The organism is Sporosarcina highlanderae (assembly GCF_030433715.1).
GTDB classification, from domain to species: domain Bacteria; phylum Bacillota; class Bacilli; order Bacillales_A; family Planococcaceae; genus Sporosarcina; species Sporosarcina highlanderae.
Genome location: NZ_JAROCC010000004.1, coordinates 34,203 through 57,127 on the forward strand (window position 1 = coordinate 34,203; position 22,925 = coordinate 57,127).

Here is a 22,925-nt window from a genome sequence, read left to right on the forward strand (position 1 = left end):
AAATGCATCTCAACAAATTTAAATACTTATTCGTTCACTTTGACCATTGAAGGTCGTAGCACTCGATCTTTTAACATATACCCCTTCTGAAGTTCCTCAAGCACGATTCCTGAAGGCTTATCAGGTTCGCTACCAGTCATTACTGCTTGATGGAAGTTAGGGTCGAACTCCTTGTCTAACGTCTCAATCTCAACAAGCCCTTCACCTTCAAGTGCTTCGACAAGGTTTCGATAAATCATATCCATACCTGTCATAATTGACTGTGCTTCATCAGTTTTTGTTTCAACGGCAAGTGCACGCGCGAAATTATCAAGTACAGGCAACAGATTTGTCAGTAAGCTTTGTGCTTTGTACTTGTTCAATGCTTCCTTATCAAGGGTTGCTCTTCTTTTTGCATTTTCAAAATCAGCAAGCACTCGAAGCAATTTGTTTTCCTCTTCATGCAATTTCGCTTCCAATTCACTTATCTTTTGATCTTTTTCATCGCTTTCTTCATTTGCCTCTTCAGAACTTTCATTGGAAGTGGTAACCGTTTCTTCTGCCGCATCCAAGGTTGCCGTTTCAGCACTTACTTCCTCGGACTCAGTAGTTTCTTTTTCAACTTCATTCATTTTCTCAGTCACAAATCTTTCCTCCTATCCGATCCGATACTCATTTACCCATTTTATCCAATGCCTGAGATAAGTTGTAACTCAAGATATCGAGCATCGTAATGACCTTTCCGTAATCCATCCGCTTCGGCCCAATAATTGCAATGGAACCGGCCATATTATTCTTCGCAGAGTAATTCGCAGTGATCACACTGCAATCTTCCATCGCATCATGGTTATTTTCCGAACCGATCCTTACATGAATTCCCTTCGTGTCATCTTGGAAAAATGTCAACGCAGGTGTTCCATTCTCAATCAACTCGAAAAACATCTTCATTTTATGAAGATCATTGAATTCCGGCTGTTTCATCATATTCATTTTTCCGCCGAAATACAGGCGTTCTTCAGGTTTGATTGTCATCGCCCTTTGAAATGAAGAGAAGAGTTCTCCCGCATGATGGACATGCTGTTCGAAAACTGTTTTCGCTTCCCGGGCAAGCTTGTTCTGAAGGAAGCTCAAAGGCGTTCCGACAAGCCTTTCATTTAAAATATTTACCATCTTCTCAATATCCGAAGCAACCATGCCTTTAGGCACATCAAAAATCCGGTTTTCAACATGGCCGTTATCCGTGACAATAATGGCCACGGCCTTTGTTTCGTCCAAAGGAACAATTGAAAACTTCTTAACCGAATGCATTGATGTGTCAGGGCCTAATAGGATTGACGTATAATTTGTCAACTCAGATATGATTTTAGCGGAATTGCGGATCAGCTCTTCGGTTTCCACTACCTTGTCTTGGAAGAGAGAACGTATTTGAACACTATCTTCCAATGTCAATTTTTCCGGTGTCAACAAATGGTCGACGTAGAAACGGTAACCTTTTTCGGAAGGAACCCTGCCCGATGAAGTATGGGTTTTTTCAAGATAGCCAAGCTCTTCCAAGTCTGCCATATCATTACGGATGGTAGCGGGACTAAATGGGGCTTCCGGTTTTTTAGATAACTGCCTTGATCCGACAGGTTGAGCGGATTCGATGAAATCGTTAACCGTCAGTTGCAATATAAGCAATTGTCTGTTTGTCAACATTAATCATCACTCCTGTTAGCACTCTTTACAAGCGAGTGCTAAAGCTATTCATAATTTATCAAATCAGTTTAACGGTGTCAACGAATTAACTCCTGATCACTTAAGAAATTCCTGGAATACTTCATTACCCCTGAAAATACCTTTTCGAGTCAGTTTTAAACTATCTTCGGCAACTTCAACAAGCCCCTTATTGGAGAGGTCTTCGATGACTACTCCATAAACTTCAAGTAGCGTTTTTCCGAATTTAGTTTCAAATGAATTGAACGGGACGCCCGCAGTTTTACGAAGTCCAAGGAACATTTCCTCTTCCATTGATTCGATTTTAGTGACTTCGTGCTGATTAATGATAGGGCGAGTTCCGTTATCCGCGTTTTCCATATACTTTTTTAGTGGACCAATATTCGCATACCTTTTCCCTTTCAAATAACCATGGGCACCAGCACCAATCCCGGCATACTCATCATTCTCCCAATAGATAAGATTATGTATGGATTCTTTTCCAGGAATCGAAAAATTACTGATTTCGTATTGTTGTCTTTTAGCAGCTTCCATACGATCGATAAGCATGGAAAACATAGACGTTTCAATGTCTTCACCAGGTAATGGCAGCTTCCCTTTATTCATCAGATTATAGAAAACCGTTTTCGGTTCGACGATGAGAGAGTACCCTGAATAATGCGGAAGTTCAAGTGATAGTGCCTTATCAAGTGTATCCTCCCATTGTTTGCTGGTTTGTCCAGGCAGCCCATAGATTAGATCTATGCTTATATTTTCAAATCCTAATTGACGAGCTTCCTTGATCACCTTTAACGGATCATCCGCACCATGTGTCCTGCCTATCCTTTTCAAGAGCTCTGTGTCAAACGATTGGACGCCAATGCTCAGACGATCCACACGGCCATTTTTCAGGACGGAAAGTTTACCGCTTGTCAATTCATCAGGATTTGCTTCTGTTGAAAACTCTTTTAGGGAACCTATATCAACGTATTGATGGATAATTTCAAGTAAGCGATCCAATTGTTTTTCAGACAATGATGTTGGGGTCCCGCCACCTAAGAAAACCGTTTCAAGGTTTTTAAATGAGTGTCCTTCTTCAACAAGAATCGATAATTCATTTCCAATCGATTCAATATATTCGTCAACCGGTTGGTTTTTAAAAAATACTTTATTAAAATCGCAGTAATGGCAAATTTGATGGCAGAAAGGAATATGAATATACATGCCTCGCATTTGTTGTGTCCCCTTTCTATCGGCAATGCCGTTCGTGCAAAAAAGGAGCCCGATTTGGACTCCTTTTAATTTTTCACTATCAGTCTTCGTCCATTTTCAATACAGCCATGAATGCTTCTTGCGGCACTTCTACCGAGCCGACTTGTTTCATCCGCTTCTTACCTTCTTTTTGCTTTTCAAGCAATTTACGTTTACGGGAGATGTCACCGCCGTAACATTTGGCAAGAACGTTTTTACCAATCGATTTGATTGTTGAACGAGCTACAATCTTTTGACCGATTGCGGCTTGGACAGGCACCTCAAATTGTTGACGCGGGATAAGATTTTTCAGTTTTTCTACGATTGCTTTGCCACGCTCGTAGCTGAAGTCGCGATGGACAATGAAACTGAGTGCGTCAACCTGCTCGCCATTCAATAAGATGTCCATTTTAACAAGCTTCGATGTTTTATAGCCGATCAGTTCATAGTCGAATGACGCATAACCTTTCGTGCTGGATTTCAATTGATCGAAAAAGTCATATACGATTTCTGCAAGCGGCAATTCATAAATGATATTTACCCGTGATGCATCCAAATAATCCATCGTTATGAAGTTTCCTCGTTTTTGCTGGCATAATTCCATCACAGAACCAACATAATCGTTCGGCACCATAATTGAAGCTTTCACATAAGGTTCTTCAACATGATCGATTTTTTGTGCATCCGGCATCATGGAAGGATTGTCGACTTTCAATTCTTTTCCGTCTGTCGTTACGACATTGTAAACAACACTTGGTGCTGTAGTAATCAAATCAATTTTAAACTCACGCTCAATCCGCTCCTGGATGATTTCCATATGAAGTAGTCCAAGGAATCCACATCGATATCCGAAACCAAGTGCCTGGGACGTTTCTGCTTCATATTCCAAAGCGGAGTCATTCAGTTCAAGCTTTTCAAGCGCTTCACGTAAATCAACATACTTAGACGAGTCAATCGGATAAAGTCCACAGAACACCATCGGATTCAGTCGACGATAACCCGGTAGCGGCTCACTTGCCGGCGTTTTTGCATTAGTGATTGTATCACCGACACGTGTATCTCCAACATTTTTGATAGCCGCGGAAAGGAAGCCGACATCCCCGACAGACAATTCGTCCCGTAAGGAAATATTCGGTGTAAATACGCCCGTTTCAATAACTTCGAATTCTTTACCGGTTGCCATCATGCGAATTTTGTCGCCTGGTTTGACGGTTCCTTCAACAATCCGAATATTGACGATAACACCTTTATATTGATCATAATGCGAGTCGAAAATCAATGCTTTCAACGGTGCTTGAGGATCCCCCGTAGGTGCGGGCACTTTCTCGACAATTTGCTCAAGAATTTCTTCTATTCCGATGCCAGCTTTCGCAGAAGCATGGACTGCCTCAGAAGCATCCAAGCCGATGACATCTTCAATTTCCTGTTTCACTTTATCTGGATCTGCTGCAGGCAAATCAATTTTATTGATAACAGGTAAAATTTCCAGGTCATTGTCCAATGCTAAATAAACGTTAGCTAACGTTTGAGCTTCAATTCCTTGGGCTGCGTCAACGACAAGTAGGGCCCCCTCACATGCTGCAAGGCTTCGTGAGACTTCATACGTAAAGTCGACGTGTCCTGGAGTGTCGATCAAGTGAAACGTATAATCCTCGCCATTTTTCGCCGTGTATGATAATTGCACTGCGTTCAACTTAATCGTGATTCCACGTTCGCGCTCCAAGTCCATTGAATCCAATGTCTGTGATTTCATTTCCCGCGAACTTACTGTTTCTGTCTTTTCCAACAATCGATCAGCCAACGTCGATTTCCCGTGATCGATATGGGCAATGATAGAGAAATTTCTAATGTTTTTTTGACGTGCCAATCTTTCCTCATGATTCATCTGTCAGTTCACTCCTATATAAGCTATTTGCATTATAGCAAATAACTGATAAACATGTTACTTATTCTTATTCCCCGAATTATATCAGTCACGCTCAACTAATTAATTCTAACAGATGACTTCATTTTGATAAAGTTTGACATCATTGAAAACAAAAAAGCTTCATGGTAGTTATTCCATGAAGCCGAACTATTATTCATTTTTCTTCAACCTCAGTATTTGCAAGTAATTCTACAATAGCCTCTGCAATTACTGCAATCGTCCGATTCAATTCATCTTCGGAATTCCCGACTCCTCCAAGCTCAACAAGGATTAGTTTCGGGTGAAGATCCTGATTATACTTCCCGTCAACACCCGCTCCTCCTTTAGATATTACATTTCTTGTAATACCAGGTATGCGTTTTTCCATCTCCTGTTTTAAACGGTTTGTCGTCTCTTCGTTTTTCTTATAATTGGGATTATCCAAACCTAATACAAATGCCACTTTTGCGTACTTTTGATTTTCATGTATAATTGTCGTTTTATCCGGACCGACTGAGTCTCGATGAATATCAATTATTAAATCATATTCCTTTTCAGATAGCCGGTTTTTTACATATGGTCTAATCTCGGCATAAGCGCGTGCATGCGACACCATCTTTTTCAATGTATCGGTTTCTATACCGTTCATTTCGAGTGAACTCTTAAGCTTATCACCCATCTTCATCACATTTTCGGTCTGATGGTTTACTGTGATCTTGCCATCCACCGCTTGTGTGATCGGTTTATACGCCTCGTCAGCATGGGTGAAATAGAGCAATACTTTCCCCGGCGTCATTTCCACTTCCTTAATGATTTCTGGTTCAGGTACAGGTTCGGGTTTCAATTTCTCTTCCTCAACGATATTGGAGGCGTAAACAATTAATGCATTATCCTTGATGATTTTTGAGTTTGTTATTTTCGATTCTTCCGGTATGAATTGAATTATGACCGGGAAAAGGAAAAGAGCGAATACGATTACAGTCCATATTTGCAAGTTTTTTTTCATGAGTCATCCCCCCGTCTTCAACTATATGCACGGGGGGAATGGTCAATGACTTGTTTTAAGCTCTTCGACCCAATCACTTATGGATTCGGTTAAAATTTCTGCATAAAGGGATGCCCAAGAGTCAATCTCTTTCGGCGAAATAAATGTATTCAAGTCGTGGTTAGATAATACCTCTTCAAACAATTGAACTCTTTCCTCATGCGGCCATGATGTCCAATCCCCGAATATAGGGATGAGCTTCGTTCGATCCGCATCCTTATTCGGAGTATGCAGCCAATTTGAAACGGATAACCTTGAGGAAGGATGGCTTTCTTCTTCAATTTTTGAAGCGATGTAACTAAATAATGTATTGATTGCGTCAGCAATTAATACCGGACCATCTACAACTGTCGGAATACCAATTGCAATTACCGGGATCCCTAACGTCTCCTTCGATAACTCTTTTCGGCTATTTCCCACTCCTGAACCTGGATGTATCCCTGTGTCCGTCATTTGAATTGTTTTACATAACCGGGAACTGTCCCTTGCGGCTAAGGCATCTACAACTATCAATACATCAGGTTTGATTTCATGTACTAACGCTTTGACGAAGTCAGCTGTCTCCAACCCCGTTTGGACTGTTACGCCTGGTGCATAGACAAATAGTTCACTGCCTTCGTCTGAATAATACATAGGAACAATTTCTTTTAGACGATCCATTGTAAGTGGTCCAACGGCGTCTGGAGTCACTTCCCTATTTCCTAACCCAATTAAAAGAATTTTACCGGTTTTCAAATTGGGGACTTCTGCGGTCATTTCGGTCAGTTTCGATTTGAGCATATCCCCCATTTCCTTTAGACCTTCTCGATCAGTATGCGTCAAGGTAGGGTTGGTTAATGTTAAATAGGTACCTCTTTTTTTACCTATTCTTTTTTCACCTTCCGCATTGATTTTGACGGAGGTTAAAATCACTCTGCCTTTTCTTGTTTCATCGAATTGGATGCCTTCGGATTCCTTTAATTTGTCTTTTTCTTTTTCCGTTCGATGTCGAACCATTTCTTCGTTTTCGACTAAAAGGTCGGTTCGGTAAAAATCATATTTATCCATTGTCATCACCTCAACATGCAGTTTGCACGTTGTGTCAAGGAAATATTCTTTGCATATTTTTATTGCGTTCTTGCAGTGATTTTGCTAAAATGTTAATGTTGTAAAGAGAATCCGAAAGCTAAGTATGGAAACACTCTTGCCTTACCTGAAATTGGAGGTGAATGGAATGCCAAACATCAAAGGTGCAATTAAGCGCGTTAAACAAAGTGCCGCTGCGAATGAACAGAACTCACAAGTTAAATCTGCAATGCGTACTGCTGTACGTAAAGCTGACACTGCGCTCATCAATAAAGAAGAGAACGCTGCAGAACTTTTGAAAGACGCAGTTAAGAAGTTAGATACTGCTGCTCGTAAAGGTTTAATCCACAAAAATACAGCAGCTCGTCAAAAAGCTCGTCTTACAAAAAAAGCTCTATAAGAAATTAGGCTGTCCATTTCATTTTGAAATTGGACAGCCTTTTCTATTTATCCCTTTAATGGTTCCATGAGGAAGATTTCTAAGACTCTTTCTCTTTTGCCGCTTGTGGATTTTAGTTGGTAGTCGATGTGGGCGAGTTTCTCTAAAATCAGTAATAACCTTTCCATTTTTGGGATGCTTCGATTTTCCATGACGAGTTTGACGCGGTATGGATGGACGTTCAATGTTTTGGCTATTTGTTGTTGATGATAACCTTTTTTCGCTAATGAAGCGACATGGATCATTAATCTGATTTGACCTGCGATTAGGGACGTGAGCATAATCGGTTCTTCTCCGTTTCTAAGCAAGTCATGGTAGATTTTAATTGTTTCTTTAACGTTTCCGTTCATATATGCATCTGTCAATCGAAAGACGTCCATTTCGGGTAATCTTGGAACGAGCAATTCGACGACTTCTTTAGTTACTTCGCCTTTTCCATCCAGATACATTGCAATTTTTGCAAGTTCTGAAGATAGTGCCAAGAGACTGTCTCCCGTCATATCGATCAGTAGCTGTGCGATTTCGGTGCTTATTTTAACACCGAATGAACCCGCTTCATTTTGAATCCATGTTGTCAAATCACGGCCAACCAGCGGCATCGCTTCGACGACAGATGATTTTTGCATCATGAGCTTAGTGATTTTCTTCCGGCCATCAAGTTTTTCATAAGGTGCCAAAAAAACGACTGATGCTGTAGGAGAGGGATTTAAGAGCCACTCTTCTAATAATGCGATATTATGTACGACCTTCTCTTTTGTTTTATCCGCAGCTTTTAGGAATGAGGCATTATTTGCGATGATTAATTTTCTTTCTATAAGGAATGGCAGTGTGTCGGCCTCTTCAATTACTGCCTCAATCGGCGTCTCATCCAAATCAAATCTGACGACAGAGTCTTCCTCTCCATCTGGCAAGGCTTGAATTAGCCTCTTAATTGTCTCATCTATTAAATGTCTTTCGACACCCATCAACAGGTAAACAGGTTCAATTTTACCTTCGCTAATACTCTTCCAGATTGCATTTACCATTCAATTCCCTCCAATCACTCACCTTTTCCCATTATACATCACCATTTCACGACTATGAACAATTTGTGTCGATTGTCATAAACCCGGCATAATACAACCTTTGATATAGATTTTTTATGAGTTATCATCTATACTATAAAGGAATTAGGAGGTGTAGCAATGAATGAGTTTGAACAAGACGTACAGTCCAAACGCAATGATTTAATTGACTCAGGTATTGGATTCATTGTAGCTTTCGTGGCTTTTTCTGCAATTTTCGTTGTTGCTACAATCATAGACGTCGTCGCACGTTAATCGTCTACGGAGAGACGGATAGCCCATTCTTAATCGGAATGGACATGTCCGTCTTTTTCTTATCTTGAAGTTGTTATGAAATATGTACCCTTCCTGACTGTAACTGTAATGGTACCATTTTCCGCAGTTGATAGAGTTGGCAAATTATACTTTTCAAATGTGTCAAGTACCTCTAAGTGTGGGTGGCCGTATCGGTTATTTCTTCCATAAGAAAGTATAGTAAGAACTGGCTGCAAAGTGTTGATAAATACATCAGAGCTTGATGTTCGGCTGCCATGATGACCCGCTTTTAGTATTAATTTCCCCCAATCGGATCTTCCATAGTTCCTAATAATCCTTTTTTCCCCATCGATCTCTAAATCACCCGTAAAAAGAAATGATGCACCAACGGTTTCCATTAAGAGAACAAGCGAACTATCATTCCCTTTGTATTTACCCTTTGCGGGTGCAATGTAGTTGAAAACAGTAGAACCGTCCTTCCAACCAATTCCTTCGTTCATCGCGAAAATCGGAATTCCCTTTTTCATAGCTATATGAAGCACTTTCTCCATCGTCGGCTCCTTTTCACTGTTAGGCGAGATGTGAATTTCTTTTACTGTAATTTCCTCAAGTAGCTCATCTGCTCCCTCTATATGATCACTATCCGCATGAGTAAGGATCAATTTATCTATTTTATTAATGCCTCTTCCCTTTAAAAAAGGAACGACGATTTTCCCACCAACCTCAAAGTCCTTCTCGGGTGAACGCCAATTACGTTCACCAAAGTTTATAGTTCCTCCAGTATCTATAACGTAGACTTTTCGTTTTCGTGGCAACTCAATCAGAATTGCATCCCCTTGTCCGACGTCAAGGAAAGTGACCTTCAATGTTGGATCGGTATAGGGGTATATATGAAGGATTAAGGCTGGAACAAGTATAAACCAAATGGCCAAAATAGGTTTTCTTCCACTTTCAATTGAGATAAAAAAGAGAATCGTTCCTACTACGGCCAAAACGGACAATACAGCGGTTGGTTTACCCGGAACCCACATCTGATAAGGTAAAGAAGATAAGAACTCCGTAAAATACCCAAGCCAATTTCGGATTGGTTCATAAATATTAAAAATGATTCCCGCAATCCAAGGCGACAAGTACGTTAAAATAAGTAATAGAATATTGCCTGGCAAAATGATGACAGAGTAGATTGGGACATAAATCAAATTCACGACAAAAGACGACAGTGACAATTCGTAAAAATGATGTAAAAGAACAGGATATAAAGCCAATTGGGTAATTGTTGTAACAAGAAAAGAAATGGCTAATCCGGATTTCTGACGTGAAAGGATTCTTGTTGAATAGACTAACGAGAAAGCAGCCAAATAAGATAGCTGAAACCCTGGTTGGAACACGACATTCGGCCGCAAAAGGATAAAACAGCATGCACTCATAGCGAGTGCGTCATCCATTCGTATCCTAAAACGTCCCGTTGCCGTCAAAAGAATCAGAACCGTAACGGAAACAGCACGCCAAACCGATGGTGCCCCTCCAGCCATAACTGCATACAAAGGCAATAGTGTGATGATTAGCGTATCTACTGTTTGCTTTCGTATTGACAACCTGATCAGTAGACCTCTTAAGAGAAAAGTCAATAATCCAACATGAAGACCAGATATAGCAAACAGGTGAGTAATTCCTAACGTCCTGTAACTCGCAGCTAAATCTTCGTCCATCCCACTCCTGTCTCCGATTAGTAAAGATTCAGCTTCCACAACGAGGCTATCCGGAAAGGTCTCCCTAATATGATTCTTAACTTGCCACCTACGCTCCGAGAGTACTGTCCGTAAACCTGTATTTCTCTGATAGTTAATCAACTCACTGGATTCGAACATGCCTGATGCACCATTCGCTTTTAAGTAGTTCTCCATATTGAACGAATAGTGATGGGCAGCGGGGGGCAAGTCCTCGAAAGCCCCATATAAAGTGAATCGATACGACGGAATGTGGATTTCCTGAAACTGAGTTTTCTGTCTTTCATTAATGAATTTCAGCCTAACGTAGATGGTCTCATGGGAATCGGTCTTTGCAAAGCCTTTCAGAACACCACCATCTATTTTTAGCTGATCGGTCCAAGTGAGTGTTAACGTTATGGGAGGGCCAGCTTGTTTAAGCTCGGGTATTTGTACGGAAATGAAAAAATAGGAAATGAGCGAAGCTGCTAATGCAAGAAATGGGGTTAAATAATCCTTTTTTCTACGAAGAAAGATGGGGATAAGAAGAAGATTCAGAAATAAAACTTGTACCGGACCGTATGCAGCAAACGCCGACACGGCAACCGGTATACAAACATAAATAGGACGAATACTACCAATCAATTGCCGAATAGGTCATCCACCCTTCTATTAAATGGGATATGGTTTACCTCAACTCCTGCTTGTTCAAAGAGTTTTATCGCATATTCATTATTTCTATAGTCTTTAGCATAATTAACGGTTCGGATTCCCGATTGAATGATTGCTTTGGAACATTGCAAGCATGGGAAGTGGGTGACATAAATGCTCGCCCCATCTACTGGACTACCATACTTAGCACATTGCAACAATGCATTCATTTCAGCATGGATTGTGCGAACGCAATGATTATCGATGACATAGCATCCGTGGTCAATACAATGGTCTCCACCAGAAATGGATCCGTTGTAGCCACCTGCAATAATTCTATTTTCCCTAACAATTGTCGCTCCAACTGCAAGTCTTGTACAAGTACTTCTAACCGCAAGCAAATGGCATTGTGCCATAAAAAATTGATCCCATGTCATACGCTCCATATGTATGCCTCCAAACTATTTCTTACTTAGTTGAAATAAACGACTCAAGATTTTCGAATGTCTTTTGACCGATTCCTGATACATCCATAATCGATTCAGGAGATTTAAAAGGTCCATTTTCCTCGCGATATTTTACGATCGCGGCAGCTTTTGATGGCCCGATTCCGGGTATCGTCATTAACTCCTGTATATCAGCAAGATTAATATTCACTCTTCCGGACGTCTGTCCGTTACTCAAATCAGGCATTGAAAGATTTTTAGAATTATAAAAATCAACTTCTTCGCCTATCCGAGGTACATAAATGAAAAATTCATCCGGCAATTTCATCGCATGGTTCAACATCCGGGAGTCCGCCTCCGGCAAATAACCGCCCGCTGCATGTATTGCATCGATGAGTCGATCGCCTTCGAATAGGGAATAGACACCTGGATATTTAACTGCACCTTGAATATCGACCATGATGTAAATCGGTGAAATTTCAACCTCGCTAACAGATTGCTCTTCTTCAGGGAGTTCTGCATTTAAAACATTGTAAGTTGGGGATTGTCCGCTCGCTAAAATCGATTGATTATCAGCCTGTCCTCGGGGAAAGAACAGTATTGCGGAAAGTACAGCGATTGCTGCAATGGGGGTGATGATCCTGCGCCATTTACCGGAAGAGAACGAAGTAAACAGTATTGTCACCCTTTCTTCGAGGCTTCCATATGGAGTCATATACCACTATAAACGAAAACTTCCTAAAAAGGAAGTTTCATTTACGCACTTGATAAAATATTCTTTCACTTTCTTCGTGCGGCGGCTCATCTTCCCAATCTGCAAAAATGCGTTCAATCGTAAAATTAGCTTCCCGCAATAAATCCACGTACTCATTAACATGGAACGTCCTCTGTTGATGACTCTCATCAAAACGGCGATAAAGACCATTTTCCTCTTTGACGAAGAAAGCTAGCTCAGAGTATACAGAGTGCTCTGCATCTCCTTCCTCCGTTTCCCAGATGTAAGCAATCCGATCATTGTCAAAAGTAAAAGGTCCTTCCATGAAAATGACATCGGTTTTAAAGATGGAATGCACATCAAACATTAACAAACCACCATTTTTCAATACCGAATGAACGCCCTTAAAGGTTTGAAGAACACTTTCGCGATCAGGCAAATAGTTTAAGGAATCTATCGCGATGACAGCAGCATCATATTCCGGTGCACCTTCGATTTCTTGCATTGGCTGTTCCACAAACTCGATTTCGGTAGACAGATCACCTGCCCTTTTCTTCGCCACTGAAAGCATGTCCTTCGAAAGATCTATTCCTGTAACTTCAGCGCCCGCTTTTGCAAGCTTCACGGAAAGTAAACCAGTTCCACAGCCGATATCTATGATTTTACGCTCTTTTAGCCCGTTCAACGGCAAGGAAAGTAACTCTACATAAGAATCATATGGGATGTCAGACATCAATTCATCATAAACATGTGCGAAGTTTGTATAGGCTTCTTTATTGCTCATCGGCCATTTTCAGTAAAGGGGCGTCTCCCCATAATTTTTCCAAATTATAATAGCCACGCTCATCTTTATGGAATACATGAACAACTACATCCCCTAAATCCACTAATACCCATCTTCCAGTTTCCAGGCCTTCTACTCTTTTCACTTCAAAGTTATTTTCTGAAGCCTTATCAGCAACTTCTCTTGCAATTGCTTGAACTTGACGTTCGGAGTTCGCATGACAGATGACGAATTGGTCAGCTATAAGTGAAATGCCCTCCATATTTAATACGACTATCTCCTGTGCGTGCTTGTCGTCTACCGCTTTATATGCAATTTCCAGTAATGTTGTCATATTTCACGTTTCCTTTCGTAGTTGACTGTTCATTTTTTGTACGTGCTCATTATAGCATTCAAAAGAGTCTGGGAAAACAGTTGCCTGCTTTTCAACGAGATAGCCTATTGAATGGACGATACATGATTTCATCGCTCTATCAATCGAAATTTCAGTTGTCTTCCGAAGCTCTTCAATCCCTAAGAAGTTCCGTCCCGGTTCTATCAGATCAGCGATATAAATGATTTTCTCAAGTTTGGACATTCCTGCCCTTCCTGTTGTATGGTAACGGATAGCGTTCAGTATATCCGAATCATCTATCCCGAATTCATCTCTTGCGATTACCGCTCCTGCTGCAGCATGCCAAATCACATGATGAAAAGACAGAAGTCTTGAATCTTCACTATTTTCTTCTATAATTTTTCGCATATCCGCGGGTTCCATGTATTTTGCAACGTCATGTAACAATGCAGCTAATTCTGCCTTTTCAACTGAAACTCCAAAATGATTAGATAGTTTTTTTGCCGTTTCAGTAACTCTAATCACATGTTCGAACCGTTTTATCGGCAATCTTTTCTCAAGGTCATTTAGTATTTGTTGGGTTTCCATAGAGTCCCTCCAAACGGATAAAATTTTCAACCTTTTCCGGAACAAGAAATCGTATCGTCCCGTTTGACTCGACCCTTTTCCGAACGAGCGTAGATGAAAGTTCAATTTCAGGTATTTGAACCATGGTTATCGGAAAAACAGTTTTCCCACTTGTACCCGGTCTGCCTACGCCGACAAACTCAAGCATTTTCACTAACTCTTCAATTTTATACCACTTCGGCAGCATATCGATCATATCGCCACCTATTATAAAATAGAAGGCACTTTCTGGTTCTTGCTCCTTTAGACGTTTCATCGTCTCATAAGTGTATGAGACCCCACCTTGTTCAACTTCAAATGCTGAAGCAAACAAACCGCTTGTCCCTTCAACAGCAAGCTCTACCATACGAAGACGCTGCTCAGGGGTCGCGTCTGAAGGGTTCGACTTATGTGGCGGGATAGAAGTAGGCATAAGCCTAACCTCATCAAGCCCCAATGCGTGTTTCACTTCATTCGCGATAATCAGATGTCCAAGATGCGGAGGGTTAAACGTACCTCCCAACAGTCCAACCTTTTTCATAGACCGCGCTCCTTAAGGAAGGACAATCCGTTTTTTCTCTTTTGACTCTTTATAAAGAACAAGTATTTTTCCAATCACTTGTGCCACTTCAATCCCAGCTTCTTCAAGCTTTGTAGCAATTTCCTTCTTGTCCTCTTCACAATTTTGAAGAATGCTTACTTTGATCAATTCCCTTGCCTCAAGAGCTTCCTCAATTTGTTTTATGATTTGTTCTGTCAAACCGCCTTTTCCAATTTGGAAAATAGGTTGAAGATGATGTGCTTCACTACGTAAATAACTTTTTTGTTTTCCAGATAACATTTAATTTCCTCCAAGTTTTGTTGAAATTGACTGAATCATTTTCTTTGTGTCAGGCGTTATACCTGTCCATAACTCAAATGCCAATGCACCCTGATGGACGAACATTCCAATGCCGTTCAATGTTCTTCCGCCCGCAATACGTGCAATACGCAGAAAATCAGTTTCCAAAGGGTTATAGATGATGTCCGTAACAATCGTTCCGTCAGAAATGCCGGAAGGATCCAATGGAATTCCGCTTTGGGCAAAATTCATGCCGACAGACGTCGTTTGAACAATCAACCCAAATTTGTCGAGCAATGATTCGGCATCCTTAAATGATAAGGCAGAACTCCTAGAAAAACCACTGGATAACCGATGGGCTTTTTCAAAGGTTCTATTTGTAAATGTGATTGGACCAAAACCGGCGTCTTCAAGCGCAAAGGAAATACCGCTTGCCGCTCCTCCTGCCCCGATAACAAGTACATTACCGATAGTTTCCCCACAATCGTAGACTTCTTGCAATGAACGGACAAATCCTTGTCCATCGGTATTCATGCCGTAAAGAGTGCCGTCTTCAAGAACTTTAACTGTATTTACAGCGTTCATCCGTCTTGCTGTTTCGTCTAATTTATCTATAAAAGGAATGATGGCAGTTTTATGGGGAACTGTTACATTCCAGCCGCTACATCCTAATTTTTTAAGACTTTCAACAGCTTCTTTTAGTTGATCTACCTTAACATGGACCGGTATATAGGATGCATTAATCCCATTTTCCCTGAACCATGCATCATGCATTTCAGGGGACATTGATTGGGCAATTGGGTCACCGATAACTGCATACCACTTTTTCATCATCTGCCCCCTTATATAAGTGATGGACGTAGAACCACATCAACGCCCCTGGGTGCGTGTACGGCTACAACAACACCGGGATGTTGCACAGTAATCCAGCCGAGGCCTGAAATGACAAGATCGATTTTCGGTTTTTTAATTGAAAACTCATGTCTTACAAGAGGCGGCATTTTTTCAAGTGATTCTCCGCTTGGCGGGGATAATAAATCACCCAAATGAGTAGCGTACAATGAATCAGCATTTTCCAACTTTGTACGATGAATTGGCAGTTCATTCGAAATATGGATTGTGAAGGATGCTCGTTCACCCTTTATGAAATCAAATCTTGCAAGCCCGCCGATATATAACGTCTGTTCCGCATTCAATTGGAATACCTTTGGCTTCAATTCTTTTTTCGGAGTAATCGCCTTCAGATCCTTGGCATCCAAATGATGAGCCATTTGATGATCGTTAATAATTCCTGGCGTATCATAAATAGCCTTGCCGTCATCAAGAGGAATCTCAACTAAGTCAAGCGTTGTCCCTGGGAAATGTGACGTCGTAATAACCTCACCTACACCTGTTGCATTCTTGATGATGCGATTAATAAACGTTGACTTTCCAACGTTCGTACAACCAACAACATAGACATCTTTCCCTTTTCTATATTTATCGATTGCCTCCATGGCTTCTTCCATGCCGTGCCCTTTATGAGCAGAGATAAGCAATACATCGATTGGTTTAAGACCCAACTTTGCAGCTTCAGCTTTCATCCAATTAATAAGTCTGTTACGGTTGATCGATTTAGGAAGGACATCGGATTTATTGCCGATGAGCAAAATGTCCTTATTGCCTACGAAGCGTTGCAAGCCGTTTATCCAGCTGCCATTAAAATCAAAGATATCTACAATTTTAATAACAAGTCCATCTTTGCTTCCAATACCATTCAAAATCTTGAGGAAATCGTCACCAGATAATGAGACAGGCTGCAATTCATTGTAATTGCGAAGTCGGAAACAACGTTTACAAATGACCTCTTCCTTCTCCAAAGATGATGCTGGAGCGAAGCCTTCCTTTTTCGGATCCTCCGTTTGAATTTCTATTCCACAACCTATACATTTAAGTTGTTCCAACCTTATTCCTCCCATTCAATCTTTCCAAGACGTTTAAGTCTTGCCATGATTCTTCTTTCAATCATCCTGTTGAACTTTGTAATGAAACCATCTGAGTTGGCTACCGGGACAACAAGAATCGTACGTAGGCCGAATCGATTGCCTCCTAATACATCTGTCATCAGCTGATCTCCCACCATTACAACCTCTTCTTTTTTCAAACCCATCTGGGCAAGTGCCTTTTTAAAGTTCTTTGCCAATGGTTTACGGGCATCGCAAATGAACGGTGTACCAAGTGGATCGCAGAATGTCTTCACACGGTCTTGATTGTTATTCGAAAGAATCGTCACTTGCAGACCCGCTTTTTGCATCATCGTCATCCAGTCCGAAATTTCAGGAGTCGCCTCCGGCCTGTCCCATTCGACAAGTGTATTATCCAAATCGGTGATGATGCCTTTAATTCCTTTTTCAATTAGTTTATCCGGAGATATTTGAAAGATGTCTTTCACATACTCATCCGGCAAAAAGTAATTATACAATTTATTCACTCCGTTATCTCTCCAATTCAAAATCGATTATACCATAACAGAAGCCTTTCACATGTATTGTAAGAGAGGCAAATCCTTTTCGGAACATTGCCTCACCTCCCGAATTAATACAAGCCGTCAGCGCATATGCTGTCATATAACGACACAGGAGGTGGACCGATGAGCGGATTTGTTATGACACTCGTCCAACTGTGGGTCGAAATCCCGGCAATGGTCGGCTATATCCGGGGGCAGGCATTCCGTCGCCCGTTATCCAAGGCGGAAGAGGCGGATTGTTTGCAGCGATTGGCAGAAGGCGATGAAAGCGCAAGAGATGAGCTGATAGAAAGGAATATGCGCCTCGTCGCTCACGTAGTTAAAAAATTCCATCCAAAACATGAACAACTCGACGATTACATTTCAATCGGTACGATTGGGCTTATGAAAGCTGTGAACAGTTTTACACTCGACCGTAAAACGAAATTAGCGACATACGCGGCCCGTTGTATTGAAAATGAAATACTCATGTATTTACGAACCCAGAAAAAAGTGCAAAAAGATGTATCGCTCTTTGATCCAATCGGGACAGATAAAGATGGCCAATCCCTTCAAATAGCAGATTTATTGCAGACCGAAGAAGAAGCGCCAATCGAAACAGTCCAACAGAAGGAGCTGAAGGAACGACTTTATCGTCATCTTGGTAAATTAGATGGAAGGGAGCTTGAAATCATACAAAGGCGATATGGATTATTGGATGATCAGCCGATGACCCAAAAGGACATTGCCCAGCAGCTCAATATATCGAGAAGCTATGTCTCCCGTATCGAGAAAAGAGCCATTGTAAAATTGTATCAGCTATTTGCTCATGAATACAACGAATGAACCGAAGAGAAGCCATAATTTCTGAAATTGAAAAGGCGTTTCCTTACACAGGGCCCCCGGCCGTGTGATAGGAAACGCCATTTTACTACATTTTGTTTTTTTGCATTCAGGAAATCAGTCCGCACTAACCTCACGAGCGATTACGACTGCAATCACTGTGGATAAGAAAAACACTCCAGCCATTAGATAAAACATCTAACATAACCTCCTTCAAAACAATGTATACCTTATTTCCATCTTACCATATATCAATTATAATTTCGATATGACATGCATGACAATTTCAGAAGAATGTTTTGCTGCAAGCGGCAGGAATTCGTCAAATGTAAGAGAAGATTCCTTTCCAGCAATATCGGATAATGCTCGGATCACAACAAATGGCGTTCCGAACTGATGACAAACTTGTGCCACCGCCGCTGCCTCCATTTCAGCTGCTATCATTTTTGGAAACTGACCTTTTACAAGACTGACTCGAATACTATCACTCATGAACACATCGCCTGAAGCAATCAACCCTGTTGCATGTGCATGTTCGCCAATTTCTTCAACAGCTTCCCTCGCAATTTGGATAAGCCTCGGATCTGCTGGATATGACGGCGGCATTCCCGGTACTTGGCCGATTTCATACCCAAAAGCAGTTGCATCCACATCGTGATGCCTTACTTCATCAGAGATGACAACCGTGCCCACTTCAAGTGATTCAGAGAAGCCGCCTGCCGATCCTGTATTAAGGATTGCATCAGGTTTATATAGCTGAATAAGCAATGTCGTTGCTATTGCCGCATTCACTTTTCCGATTCCACTTTTAACAAGAACAATATCACGATTATCGATTTTGCCTTCTATGAACTCGCATCCGGCAATTACATTCGTTTGATAGGACTCGATTTTACCTCTTAAGATTTCAACTTCTTCTTCCATTGCACCGATAATTGCTATTTTCATCTAGTTGCCCTCCGACTGTAATTCAGTTCAATTTCAATACTTCAATACTCGAAATCCAATGTGTTTAATATATCCATTTTGACAGGCTGCCAGCCTTGCCCATCCACCCATTCAATATAGACACGGAATTTTTCTGATTTGTCCCTTGTGGAAACAATCCCAATCGACTTTTGGGGCCCTCCGCCATTTTTAATCATCCAATAGATTAAAGATTCTTTAGGAAGTTTAGTAGCATAGGCAATCGCATCTTTCTTTTCTTCCCAGTCAACTGAATCCTCTTTATAGATGGAAACATGCTCACCTGTTTGGACGGTTCCAATTGGCTTCCAGGAGGCATCAATTATAGTTTCTACAACTATCTCCTCATCATTCGGGACAATTGTTACGGTATCTTCACTTTCATCTTTACCGTCAGATTCTCCGTTATCTGATTTACCTGAATCTGTTCCATCGTCATTCGATTCGCTGTCATTTGATTCTTCTTCATCATCTGCCGGTAATCCACTTTCACCGTCATCATTGGTACCATCTTCATTCGAGTTTTCGATGTTCTCTTGTGTTTCTGTATTTGCTATGTTTTCCTTGCCTTCATCGTCTTTACTATTAGTAAAAATATTGAACCCAACAATCAATATCAATATGACAACAAGTCCAATCATACTATTTAATAATTGGTTGCCTCGGTTCTTTCTTTTCTTCCTATGCATTCGTGAGAAATTTGAATTATTGCCATTCATCTAACCGTCCTCCTTTCATGAAATGGATAAAAGTGAAAAACCGCCCTCGATTGAAGGCGGCCATTTGAGGTCACTTTATTTCAACAATAACGACCGACATTTCTCCTCCTGGAGTCACAATCTTAACTTCATCGCCTTTTTTACGGCCAATTAATCCTTTTGCGATTGGTGAATCATTAGAAATCAATCCTTCAATTGGATTAGCTTCTGCAGAGCCGACGATCGTGTATGTCTCTTCATCACCATCCGGCAACTCTTTAAATGTAACCGTTTTCCCAAGTTGTACTTCGTCAGTATTCAATTCGCTTTCTGTAATAATGACACTGTTACGTATCATCGATTCAAGTGTGGAAATCTTTCCTTCAACAAATGCCTGATCTTCTTTCGCGGAATCATACTCCGAGTTTTCCGAAAGGTCACCGAAGCTACGCGCAACTTTGATACGTTCCACTACTTCCTTCCGTTTTACAGTCTTTAAAAATTCAAGCTCTTCTTCAAGCTTTTTTTTGCCTGATACTGTCATTGGGTATTTTTTCTCTGATACCATTTTACAACACTCCTCATATTCCTGTTCATAAAAACACTATGCCGCTCCTTCAAGAGGTATGCGACATAGGGCCATTTATATTGAATTCTGACTTTATCATATTACAATTCCGTGCCGTATTCAAGAATTGTTTTTATTTTCGTTACCATTAGATCGATAGCAACTTCATTATGTCCGCCTTCAGGGATGATGATATCTGCATATCGTTTAGTCGGTTCTATGAATTGATTGTGCATTGGTCGAACCACTGATAAGTATTGGTCTATAACTGAGTCGATCGTTCTGCCTCTTTCGTTAATATCTCGCATAAGTCGCCTAATAATGCGTAAATCAGCATCTGTATCAACGAAAAGTTTAATATCCATCAGTTCGCGTAGCCTTTCATCCTCAAGGACTAAAATTCCTTCAAGGATGATAACATCCTTTGGCTCGATCGTTATTTTCTCATCAGATCTCGTATGCAATGCATAATCATACACAGGCTTTTCAATTGCTTCCCGATCTAAAAGTTTACCGATATGATCAATCAACAAATCCGTGTCGAACGCTAACGGATGATCGTAATTTGTGAGTAGTCTTTCATTAAACTCCAGATGGGATTGGTCCTTATAGTAATAGTCCTGTTCAATGACAACAACAGAGTGTTCCTTGAACACATTATAAATACGGTTCGTAACACTGGTCTTTCCCGAACCCGATCCACCGGCTATGCCAATGACAAGAGGTTTTCTCTTATCCATTTCTTTTCCTCCCTCAACTACAGGGCAACCCCTAGTCCCTCTTTTTTACAGCAATCAGAATTCCGTCACCTACGGGAAGTAATGACGTTTCATACTCAGGATGCCCCATGATCCAAGTAGTGAATTCCTTTAGATTTCGAATCATCGTTCGGTTTCGTTTCGGCAATTCTGCATCCGGAATCAGTACAGCACCATGCATAAACATATTATCACAATAAATGACACCGCCGGGTGCAACATGCTTAGAATACTTCTCAAAAAAACGTTTATATTGACCCTTTGCAGCATCAATGAATAGTGCATCATAATGATATTCAGGAATAACTTCATCATCCATAAGCAAAGCATCGCCTTCTATGATGGTAATCCGATCACCGTATCCGCTTCGCGCGATATACCGGACCGCATTTTCATACCTATCCTTGTCCCGTTCAATAGTTACGATTGAAACTTCCTTTAATGCAGATACCATCCGGATAGCAGAATAGCCTATTGCGCTTCCGATTTCAAGTATAAACTTTGGTTGTTGGATACGTAGAAGGCCGACAAACGTGTCAATCCCGCTTCGATCCATAATCGGTATCCTATTTTCCTCCGCAAATTGTTCCATTTCTTGTATCAACGGACTCTCTTTTTCCGTCAAACTGGAAATATAAGTGGCATACTCATTCACCATTGTCACGTCCATTCTTTCTTCGGTTCAATCGCCAGATAAGTGTTCTGCTCGGTTTTTCAAATGCTCTTCATAAGTCTTTGCGAAATGATTTTTCCCTTCCTTATCCGCAAGGAAGTAGAAATAATCCGTAATTGACGGGTCAACTACTGCTTCAATTGAAGACTTACCGGAATTTGCAATGGGTCCTGGAGGAAGCCCAGTATGTTTATATGTGTTATATGGATCATCAACTTCCAAATCGGAAAATAGAACACGATCCTTATGAACACCTAAAGCATACAAAACCGTAGGATCTGTCTGAAGGGGCATCCCTTCATCCAATCTATTGTAGAAGACACTTGCAATCGTCTCACGATCAGTTTTAGCCGTGGCTTCCTTTTCAAGTAAACTTGCGAAAGTAAGTAACCAATGGACCGACTTTCCATTCGACTCTAAATATGCAAAGTAAGGTGTAATGTTTGAAGATGTCGCTTCTAACATCGTAGTGACAACTGTTTCAACAGAAGGCTTTTGCTCATAGAATGGATATGTCGCAGGATACAGATAACCTTCGAGTGGATATCTTACATTTTCAGCTAATATCTCTTCAGTAAGGATTTTAGGGTATCTACCCATAAGGTCAGCGATTATCTGCTCGTTATTCACATAATCAAGGAACTCCTTAGCAGGGATTCCGGCTCGTTTTTCGACTACCTTTGCAATCTGATCCAATGTCAAGCCTTCCGGTACCGTCATCGTAAAGATTGGCGTCCTGTAGACTTTACCTGTTTTAAGGCTTCGGATTAATTCATCTAAAGTCATTGCTTTAGTCAATCCATATGAACCCGCTTGAAATTGTGATTCGTTGTTAAATTTTGCGTAATACTTGAAAACTTTCGCATTCCTGACAAGACCTTTTTTCTCTAAAAGTTCGGCAATCGATGTTAATCCCGATCCTATCGGCACCTCAACTTCAATCACTTCTTCGGAATCAGGGTCTACAGGCTGAAGTGCCTCGCTTATGTATTTATAAACCGCACGGCCTCCAAGAAGCCCGCCGATAAGGATTAACAATGCGAGAACAAACACGATGCGTCTTACAATTTTAACTTCTTTTTTTTGTTCGAGCATCTTTTCAAACATCGCTTCTTTTTTTGAACCATTATCCATTCTTCCTTACCCCATTTC

Annotated in this window: 27 protein-coding genes; 3 read left to right on the plus strand and 24 right to left on the minus strand. The window is 40.9% G+C overall.

What is annotated here, in order from left to right:
• Nucleotides 1-26: 26 nt before the first annotated feature.
• From grpE to gpr, 6 genes are all read right to left on the minus strand, one after another.
• Complete coding sequence (grpE, locus tag P5G49_RS06175) at nucleotides 27-623, minus strand: nucleotide exchange factor GrpE (protein WP_301242620.1); 597 nt, start codon at nucleotides 621-623, stop codon at nucleotides 27-29.
• A 28-nt stretch (nucleotides 624-651) separates the two neighbouring features.
• Nucleotides 652-1,677, minus strand: coding sequence for a heat-inducible transcriptional repressor HrcA (gene hrcA / locus P5G49_RS06180; protein ID WP_301242621.1), 1,026 nt, complete (start codon nucleotides 1,675-1,677; stop codon nucleotides 652-654).
• A gap of 96 nt (nucleotides 1,678-1,773) precedes the next feature.
• Nucleotides 1,774-2,907: a radical SAM family heme chaperone HemW gene (gene hemW, locus P5G49_RS06185; protein WP_301242622.1), complete on the minus strand. Its 1,134-nt coding sequence runs from the start codon at nucleotides 2,905-2,907 to the stop codon at nucleotides 1,774-1,776.
• Nucleotides 2,908-2,986: 79 nt separating this feature from the next.
• Nucleotides 2,987-4,810, minus strand: a complete 1,824-nt coding sequence (lepA, locus tag P5G49_RS06190; protein WP_301242623.1) for a translation elongation factor 4 — start codon at nucleotides 4,808-4,810, stop codon at nucleotides 2,987-2,989.
• Between the two features lie 196 nt (nucleotides 4,811-5,006).
• Nucleotides 5,007-5,837: a stage II sporulation protein P gene (gene spoIIP / locus P5G49_RS06195; protein WP_301242624.1), complete on the minus strand. Its 831-nt coding sequence runs from the start codon at nucleotides 5,835-5,837 to the stop codon at nucleotides 5,007-5,009.
• Between the two features lie 42 nt (nucleotides 5,838-5,879).
• Nucleotides 5,880-6,923 carry a GPR endopeptidase gene (gene gpr, locus P5G49_RS06200; RefSeq protein ID WP_301242625.1) on the minus strand — a complete coding sequence of 348 codons (1,044 nt, stop codon included), beginning with the start codon at nucleotides 6,921-6,923 and terminating at the stop codon, nucleotides 5,880-5,882.
• A 166-nt stretch (nucleotides 6,924-7,089) separates the two neighbouring features.
• On the opposite strand from gpr, the gene rpsT reads away from it, so the two are divergent.
• Nucleotides 7,090-7,341, plus strand: coding sequence for a 30S ribosomal protein S20 (gene rpsT, locus P5G49_RS06205; protein ID WP_301242626.1), 252 nt, complete (start codon nucleotides 7,090-7,092; stop codon nucleotides 7,339-7,341).
• A 47-nt stretch (nucleotides 7,342-7,388) separates the two neighbouring features.
• On the opposite strand, the gene holA is transcribed toward rpsT, so the two are convergent.
• The gene (gene holA / locus P5G49_RS06210) at nucleotides 7,389-8,405 is read right to left on the minus strand and encodes a DNA polymerase III subunit delta (RefSeq protein ID WP_301242627.1); all 1,017 of its coding nucleotides are present in this window, start codon (nucleotides 8,403-8,405) and stop codon (nucleotides 7,389-7,391) included.
• 159 nt (nucleotides 8,406-8,564) lie between these two features.
• Between holA and P5G49_RS06215 the strand changes: the two genes are divergently transcribed.
• Nucleotides 8,565-8,699, plus strand: a complete 135-nt coding sequence (locus P5G49_RS06215; RefSeq protein WP_301242628.1) for a YqzM family protein — start codon at nucleotides 8,565-8,567, stop codon at nucleotides 8,697-8,699.
• Nucleotides 8,700-8,758: 59 nt separating this feature from the next.
• Here the strand turns inward: P5G49_RS06215 and P5G49_RS06220 are convergent, their stop codons facing one another.
• The 11 genes from P5G49_RS06220 to P5G49_RS06270 form a co-directional block, all read right to left on the minus strand.
• Nucleotides 8,759-11,050 (minus strand): DNA internalization-related competence protein ComEC/Rec2, encoded by a 2,292-nt coding sequence (locus tag P5G49_RS06220; RefSeq protein ID WP_301242629.1) that lies wholly within the window; start codon nucleotides 11,048-11,050, stop codon nucleotides 8,759-8,761.
• Complete coding sequence (locus tag P5G49_RS06225) at nucleotides 11,047-11,502, minus strand: ComE operon protein 2 (protein WP_301242630.1); 456 nt, start codon at nucleotides 11,500-11,502, stop codon at nucleotides 11,047-11,049. The genes P5G49_RS06220 and P5G49_RS06225 overlap by 4 nt, the downstream gene beginning before the upstream one ends.
• 22 nt (nucleotides 11,503-11,524) lie before the next feature.
• Nucleotides 11,525-12,187, minus strand: coding sequence for a helix-hairpin-helix domain-containing protein (locus P5G49_RS06230; RefSeq protein WP_301242631.1), 663 nt, complete (start codon nucleotides 12,185-12,187; stop codon nucleotides 11,525-11,527).
• A gap of 67 nt (nucleotides 12,188-12,254) precedes the next feature.
• The gene (locus tag P5G49_RS06235; protein ID WP_301242632.1) at nucleotides 12,255-13,001 is read right to left on the minus strand and encodes a class I SAM-dependent DNA methyltransferase; all 747 of its coding nucleotides are present in this window, start codon (nucleotides 12,999-13,001) and stop codon (nucleotides 12,255-12,257) included.
• Nucleotides 12,991-13,335, minus strand: coding sequence for a ribosome silencing factor (gene rsfS / locus P5G49_RS06240; protein ID WP_301242633.1), 345 nt, complete (start codon nucleotides 13,333-13,335; stop codon nucleotides 12,991-12,993). Before rsfS ends, P5G49_RS06235 begins: the two co-directional genes overlap by 11 nt.
• A gap of 3 nt (nucleotides 13,336-13,338) precedes the next feature.
• The gene (gene yqeK, locus P5G49_RS06245; protein ID WP_301242634.1) at nucleotides 13,339-13,923 is read right to left on the minus strand and encodes a bis(5'-nucleosyl)-tetraphosphatase (symmetrical) YqeK; all 585 of its coding nucleotides are present in this window, start codon (nucleotides 13,921-13,923) and stop codon (nucleotides 13,339-13,341) included.
• Complete coding sequence (locus P5G49_RS06250) at nucleotides 13,898-14,482, minus strand: nicotinate-nucleotide adenylyltransferase (RefSeq protein WP_301242635.1); 585 nt, start codon at nucleotides 14,480-14,482, stop codon at nucleotides 13,898-13,900. Before P5G49_RS06250 ends, yqeK begins: the two co-directional genes overlap by 26 nt.
• A gap of 12 nt (nucleotides 14,483-14,494) precedes the next feature.
• Nucleotides 14,495-14,782, minus strand: a complete 288-nt coding sequence (gene yhbY, locus P5G49_RS06255; protein ID WP_301242636.1) for a ribosome assembly RNA-binding protein YhbY — start codon at nucleotides 14,780-14,782, stop codon at nucleotides 14,495-14,497.
• Nucleotides 14,783-15,613, minus strand: coding sequence for a shikimate dehydrogenase (gene aroE, locus P5G49_RS06260; RefSeq protein WP_301242637.1), 831 nt, complete (start codon nucleotides 15,611-15,613; stop codon nucleotides 14,783-14,785).
• 11 nt (nucleotides 15,614-15,624) lie between these two features.
• Entirely contained in the window at nucleotides 15,625-16,740 is a 1,116-nt protein-coding gene (yqeH, locus tag P5G49_RS06265; RefSeq protein ID WP_301242638.1) for a ribosome biogenesis GTPase YqeH, read from the minus strand.
• Nucleotides 16,728-17,243 (minus strand): YqeG family HAD IIIA-type phosphatase, encoded by a 516-nt coding sequence (locus P5G49_RS06270; RefSeq protein WP_301242846.1) that lies wholly within the window; start codon nucleotides 17,241-17,243, stop codon nucleotides 16,728-16,730. The genes yqeH and P5G49_RS06270 overlap by 13 nt, the downstream gene beginning before the upstream one ends.
• A 168-nt stretch (nucleotides 17,244-17,411) precedes the next feature.
• Here P5G49_RS06270 and sigK point away from each other — a divergent pair, with 168 nt between their 5' ends.
• Entirely contained in the window at nucleotides 17,412-18,113 is a 702-nt protein-coding gene (gene sigK, locus P5G49_RS06275; RefSeq protein WP_301242639.1) for an RNA polymerase sporulation sigma factor SigK, read from the plus strand.
• A gap of 252 nt (nucleotides 18,114-18,365) precedes the next feature.
• Here the strand turns inward: sigK and mtnN are convergent, their stop codons facing one another.
• From mtnN to mltG, 6 genes are all read right to left on the minus strand, one after another.
• Complete coding sequence (gene mtnN, locus P5G49_RS06280) at nucleotides 18,366-19,058, minus strand: 5'-methylthioadenosine/S-adenosylhomocysteine nucleosidase (protein WP_301242640.1); 693 nt, start codon at nucleotides 19,056-19,058, stop codon at nucleotides 18,366-18,368.
• Between the two features lie 41 nt (nucleotides 19,059-19,099).
• Complete coding sequence (locus P5G49_RS06285) at nucleotides 19,100-19,795, minus strand: YrrS family protein (protein ID WP_301242641.1); 696 nt, start codon at nucleotides 19,793-19,795, stop codon at nucleotides 19,100-19,102.
• A 70-nt stretch (nucleotides 19,796-19,865) separates the two neighbouring features.
• Nucleotides 19,866-20,342 (minus strand): transcription elongation factor GreA, encoded by a 477-nt coding sequence (gene greA / locus P5G49_RS06290; RefSeq protein WP_301242642.1) that lies wholly within the window; start codon nucleotides 20,340-20,342, stop codon nucleotides 19,866-19,868.
• A 101-nt stretch (nucleotides 20,343-20,443) separates the two neighbouring features.
• Complete coding sequence (gene udk / locus P5G49_RS06295; RefSeq protein WP_301242643.1) at nucleotides 20,444-21,082, minus strand: uridine kinase; 639 nt, start codon at nucleotides 21,080-21,082, stop codon at nucleotides 20,444-20,446.
• Between the two features lie 31 nt (nucleotides 21,083-21,113).
• On the minus strand, nucleotides 21,114-21,758 hold the full coding sequence (locus P5G49_RS06300) for an O-methyltransferase (protein ID WP_301242644.1): 645 nt from the start codon (nucleotides 21,756-21,758) through the stop codon (nucleotides 21,114-21,116).
• 24 nt (nucleotides 21,759-21,782) lie between these two features.
• Nucleotides 21,783-22,907, minus strand: a complete 1,125-nt coding sequence (mltG, locus tag P5G49_RS06305; RefSeq protein ID WP_301242645.1) for an endolytic transglycosylase MltG — start codon at nucleotides 22,905-22,907, stop codon at nucleotides 21,783-21,785.
• Between the last annotated feature and the right edge of the window lie 18 nt (nucleotides 22,908-22,925).

Excerpts from the sequence above, each read along its gene's own strand:
- hrcA (WP_301242621.1), bottom strand. The coding sequence starts at position 1,677 with ATGTTGACAAACAGACAATTGCTTATATTGCAACTGACGGTTAACGAT.
- hemW (WP_301242622.1), bottom strand. The coding sequence starts at position 2,907 with ATGCGAGGCATGTATATTCATATTCCTTTCTGCCATCAAATTTGCCAT.
- lepA (WP_301242623.1), bottom strand. The coding sequence starts at position 4,810 with ATGAATCATGAGGAAAGATTGGCACGTCAAAAAAACATTAGAAATTTC.
- spoIIP (WP_301242624.1), bottom strand. The coding sequence starts at position 5,837 with ATGAAAAAAAACTTGCAAATATGGACTGTAATCGTATTCGCTCTTTTC.
- gpr (WP_301242625.1), bottom strand. The coding sequence starts at position 6,923 with ATGGATAAATATGATTTTTACCGAACCGACCTTTTAGTCGAAAACGAA.
- rpsT (WP_301242626.1), top strand. The coding sequence starts at position 7,090 with ATGCCAAACATCAAAGGTGCAATTAAGCGCGTTAAACAAAGTGCCGCT.
- holA (WP_301242627.1), bottom strand. The coding sequence starts at position 8,405 with ATGGTAAATGCAATCTGGAAGAGTATTAGCGAAGGTAAAATTGAACCT.
- P5G49_RS06215 (WP_301242628.1), top strand. The coding sequence starts at position 8,565 with ATGAATGAGTTTGAACAAGACGTACAGTCCAAACGCAATGATTTAATT.
- P5G49_RS06225 (WP_301242630.1), bottom strand. The coding sequence starts at position 11,502 with ATGGAGCGTATGACATGGGATCAATTTTTTATGGCACAATGCCATTTG.
- P5G49_RS06235 (WP_301242632.1), bottom strand. The coding sequence starts at position 13,001 with ATGAGCAATAAAGAAGCCTATACAAACTTCGCACATGTTTATGATGAA.
- rsfS (WP_301242633.1), bottom strand. The coding sequence starts at position 13,335 with ATGACAACATTACTGGAAATTGCATATAAAGCGGTAGACGACAAGCAC.
- yqeK (WP_301242634.1), bottom strand. The coding sequence starts at position 13,923 with ATGGAAACCCAACAAATACTAAATGACCTTGAGAAAAGATTGCCGATA.
- P5G49_RS06250 (WP_301242635.1), bottom strand. The coding sequence starts at position 14,482 with ATGAAAAAGGTTGGACTGTTGGGAGGTACGTTTAACCCTCCGCATCTT.
- yhbY (WP_301242636.1), bottom strand. The coding sequence starts at position 14,782 with ATGTTATCTGGAAAACAAAAAAGTTATTTACGTAGTGAAGCACATCAT.
- aroE (WP_301242637.1), bottom strand. The coding sequence starts at position 15,613 with ATGAAAAAGTGGTATGCAGTTATCGGTGACCCAATTGCCCAATCAATG.
- yqeH (WP_301242638.1), bottom strand. The coding sequence starts at position 16,740 with ATGGGAGGAATAAGGTTGGAACAACTTAAATGTATAGGTTGTGGAATA.
- sigK (WP_301242639.1), top strand. The coding sequence starts at position 17,412 with ATGAGCGGATTTGTTATGACACTCGTCCAACTGTGGGTCGAAATCCCG.
- mtnN (WP_301242640.1), bottom strand. The coding sequence starts at position 19,058 with ATGAAAATAGCAATTATCGGTGCAATGGAAGAAGAAGTTGAAATCTTA.
- P5G49_RS06285 (WP_301242641.1), bottom strand. The coding sequence starts at position 19,795 with ATGAATGGCAATAATTCAAATTTCTCACGAATGCATAGGAAGAAAAGA.
- greA (WP_301242642.1), bottom strand. The coding sequence starts at position 20,342 with ATGGTATCAGAGAAAAAATACCCAATGACAGTATCAGGCAAAAAAAAG.
- udk (WP_301242643.1), bottom strand. The coding sequence starts at position 21,082 with ATGGATAAGAGAAAACCTCTTGTCATTGGCATAGCCGGTGGATCGGGT.
- P5G49_RS06300 (WP_301242644.1), bottom strand. The coding sequence starts at position 21,758 with ATGGTGAATGAGTATGCCACTTATATTTCCAGTTTGACGGAAAAAGAG.
- mltG (WP_301242645.1), bottom strand. The coding sequence starts at position 22,907 with ATGGATAATGGTTCAAAAAAAGAAGCGATGTTTGAAAAGATGCTCGAA.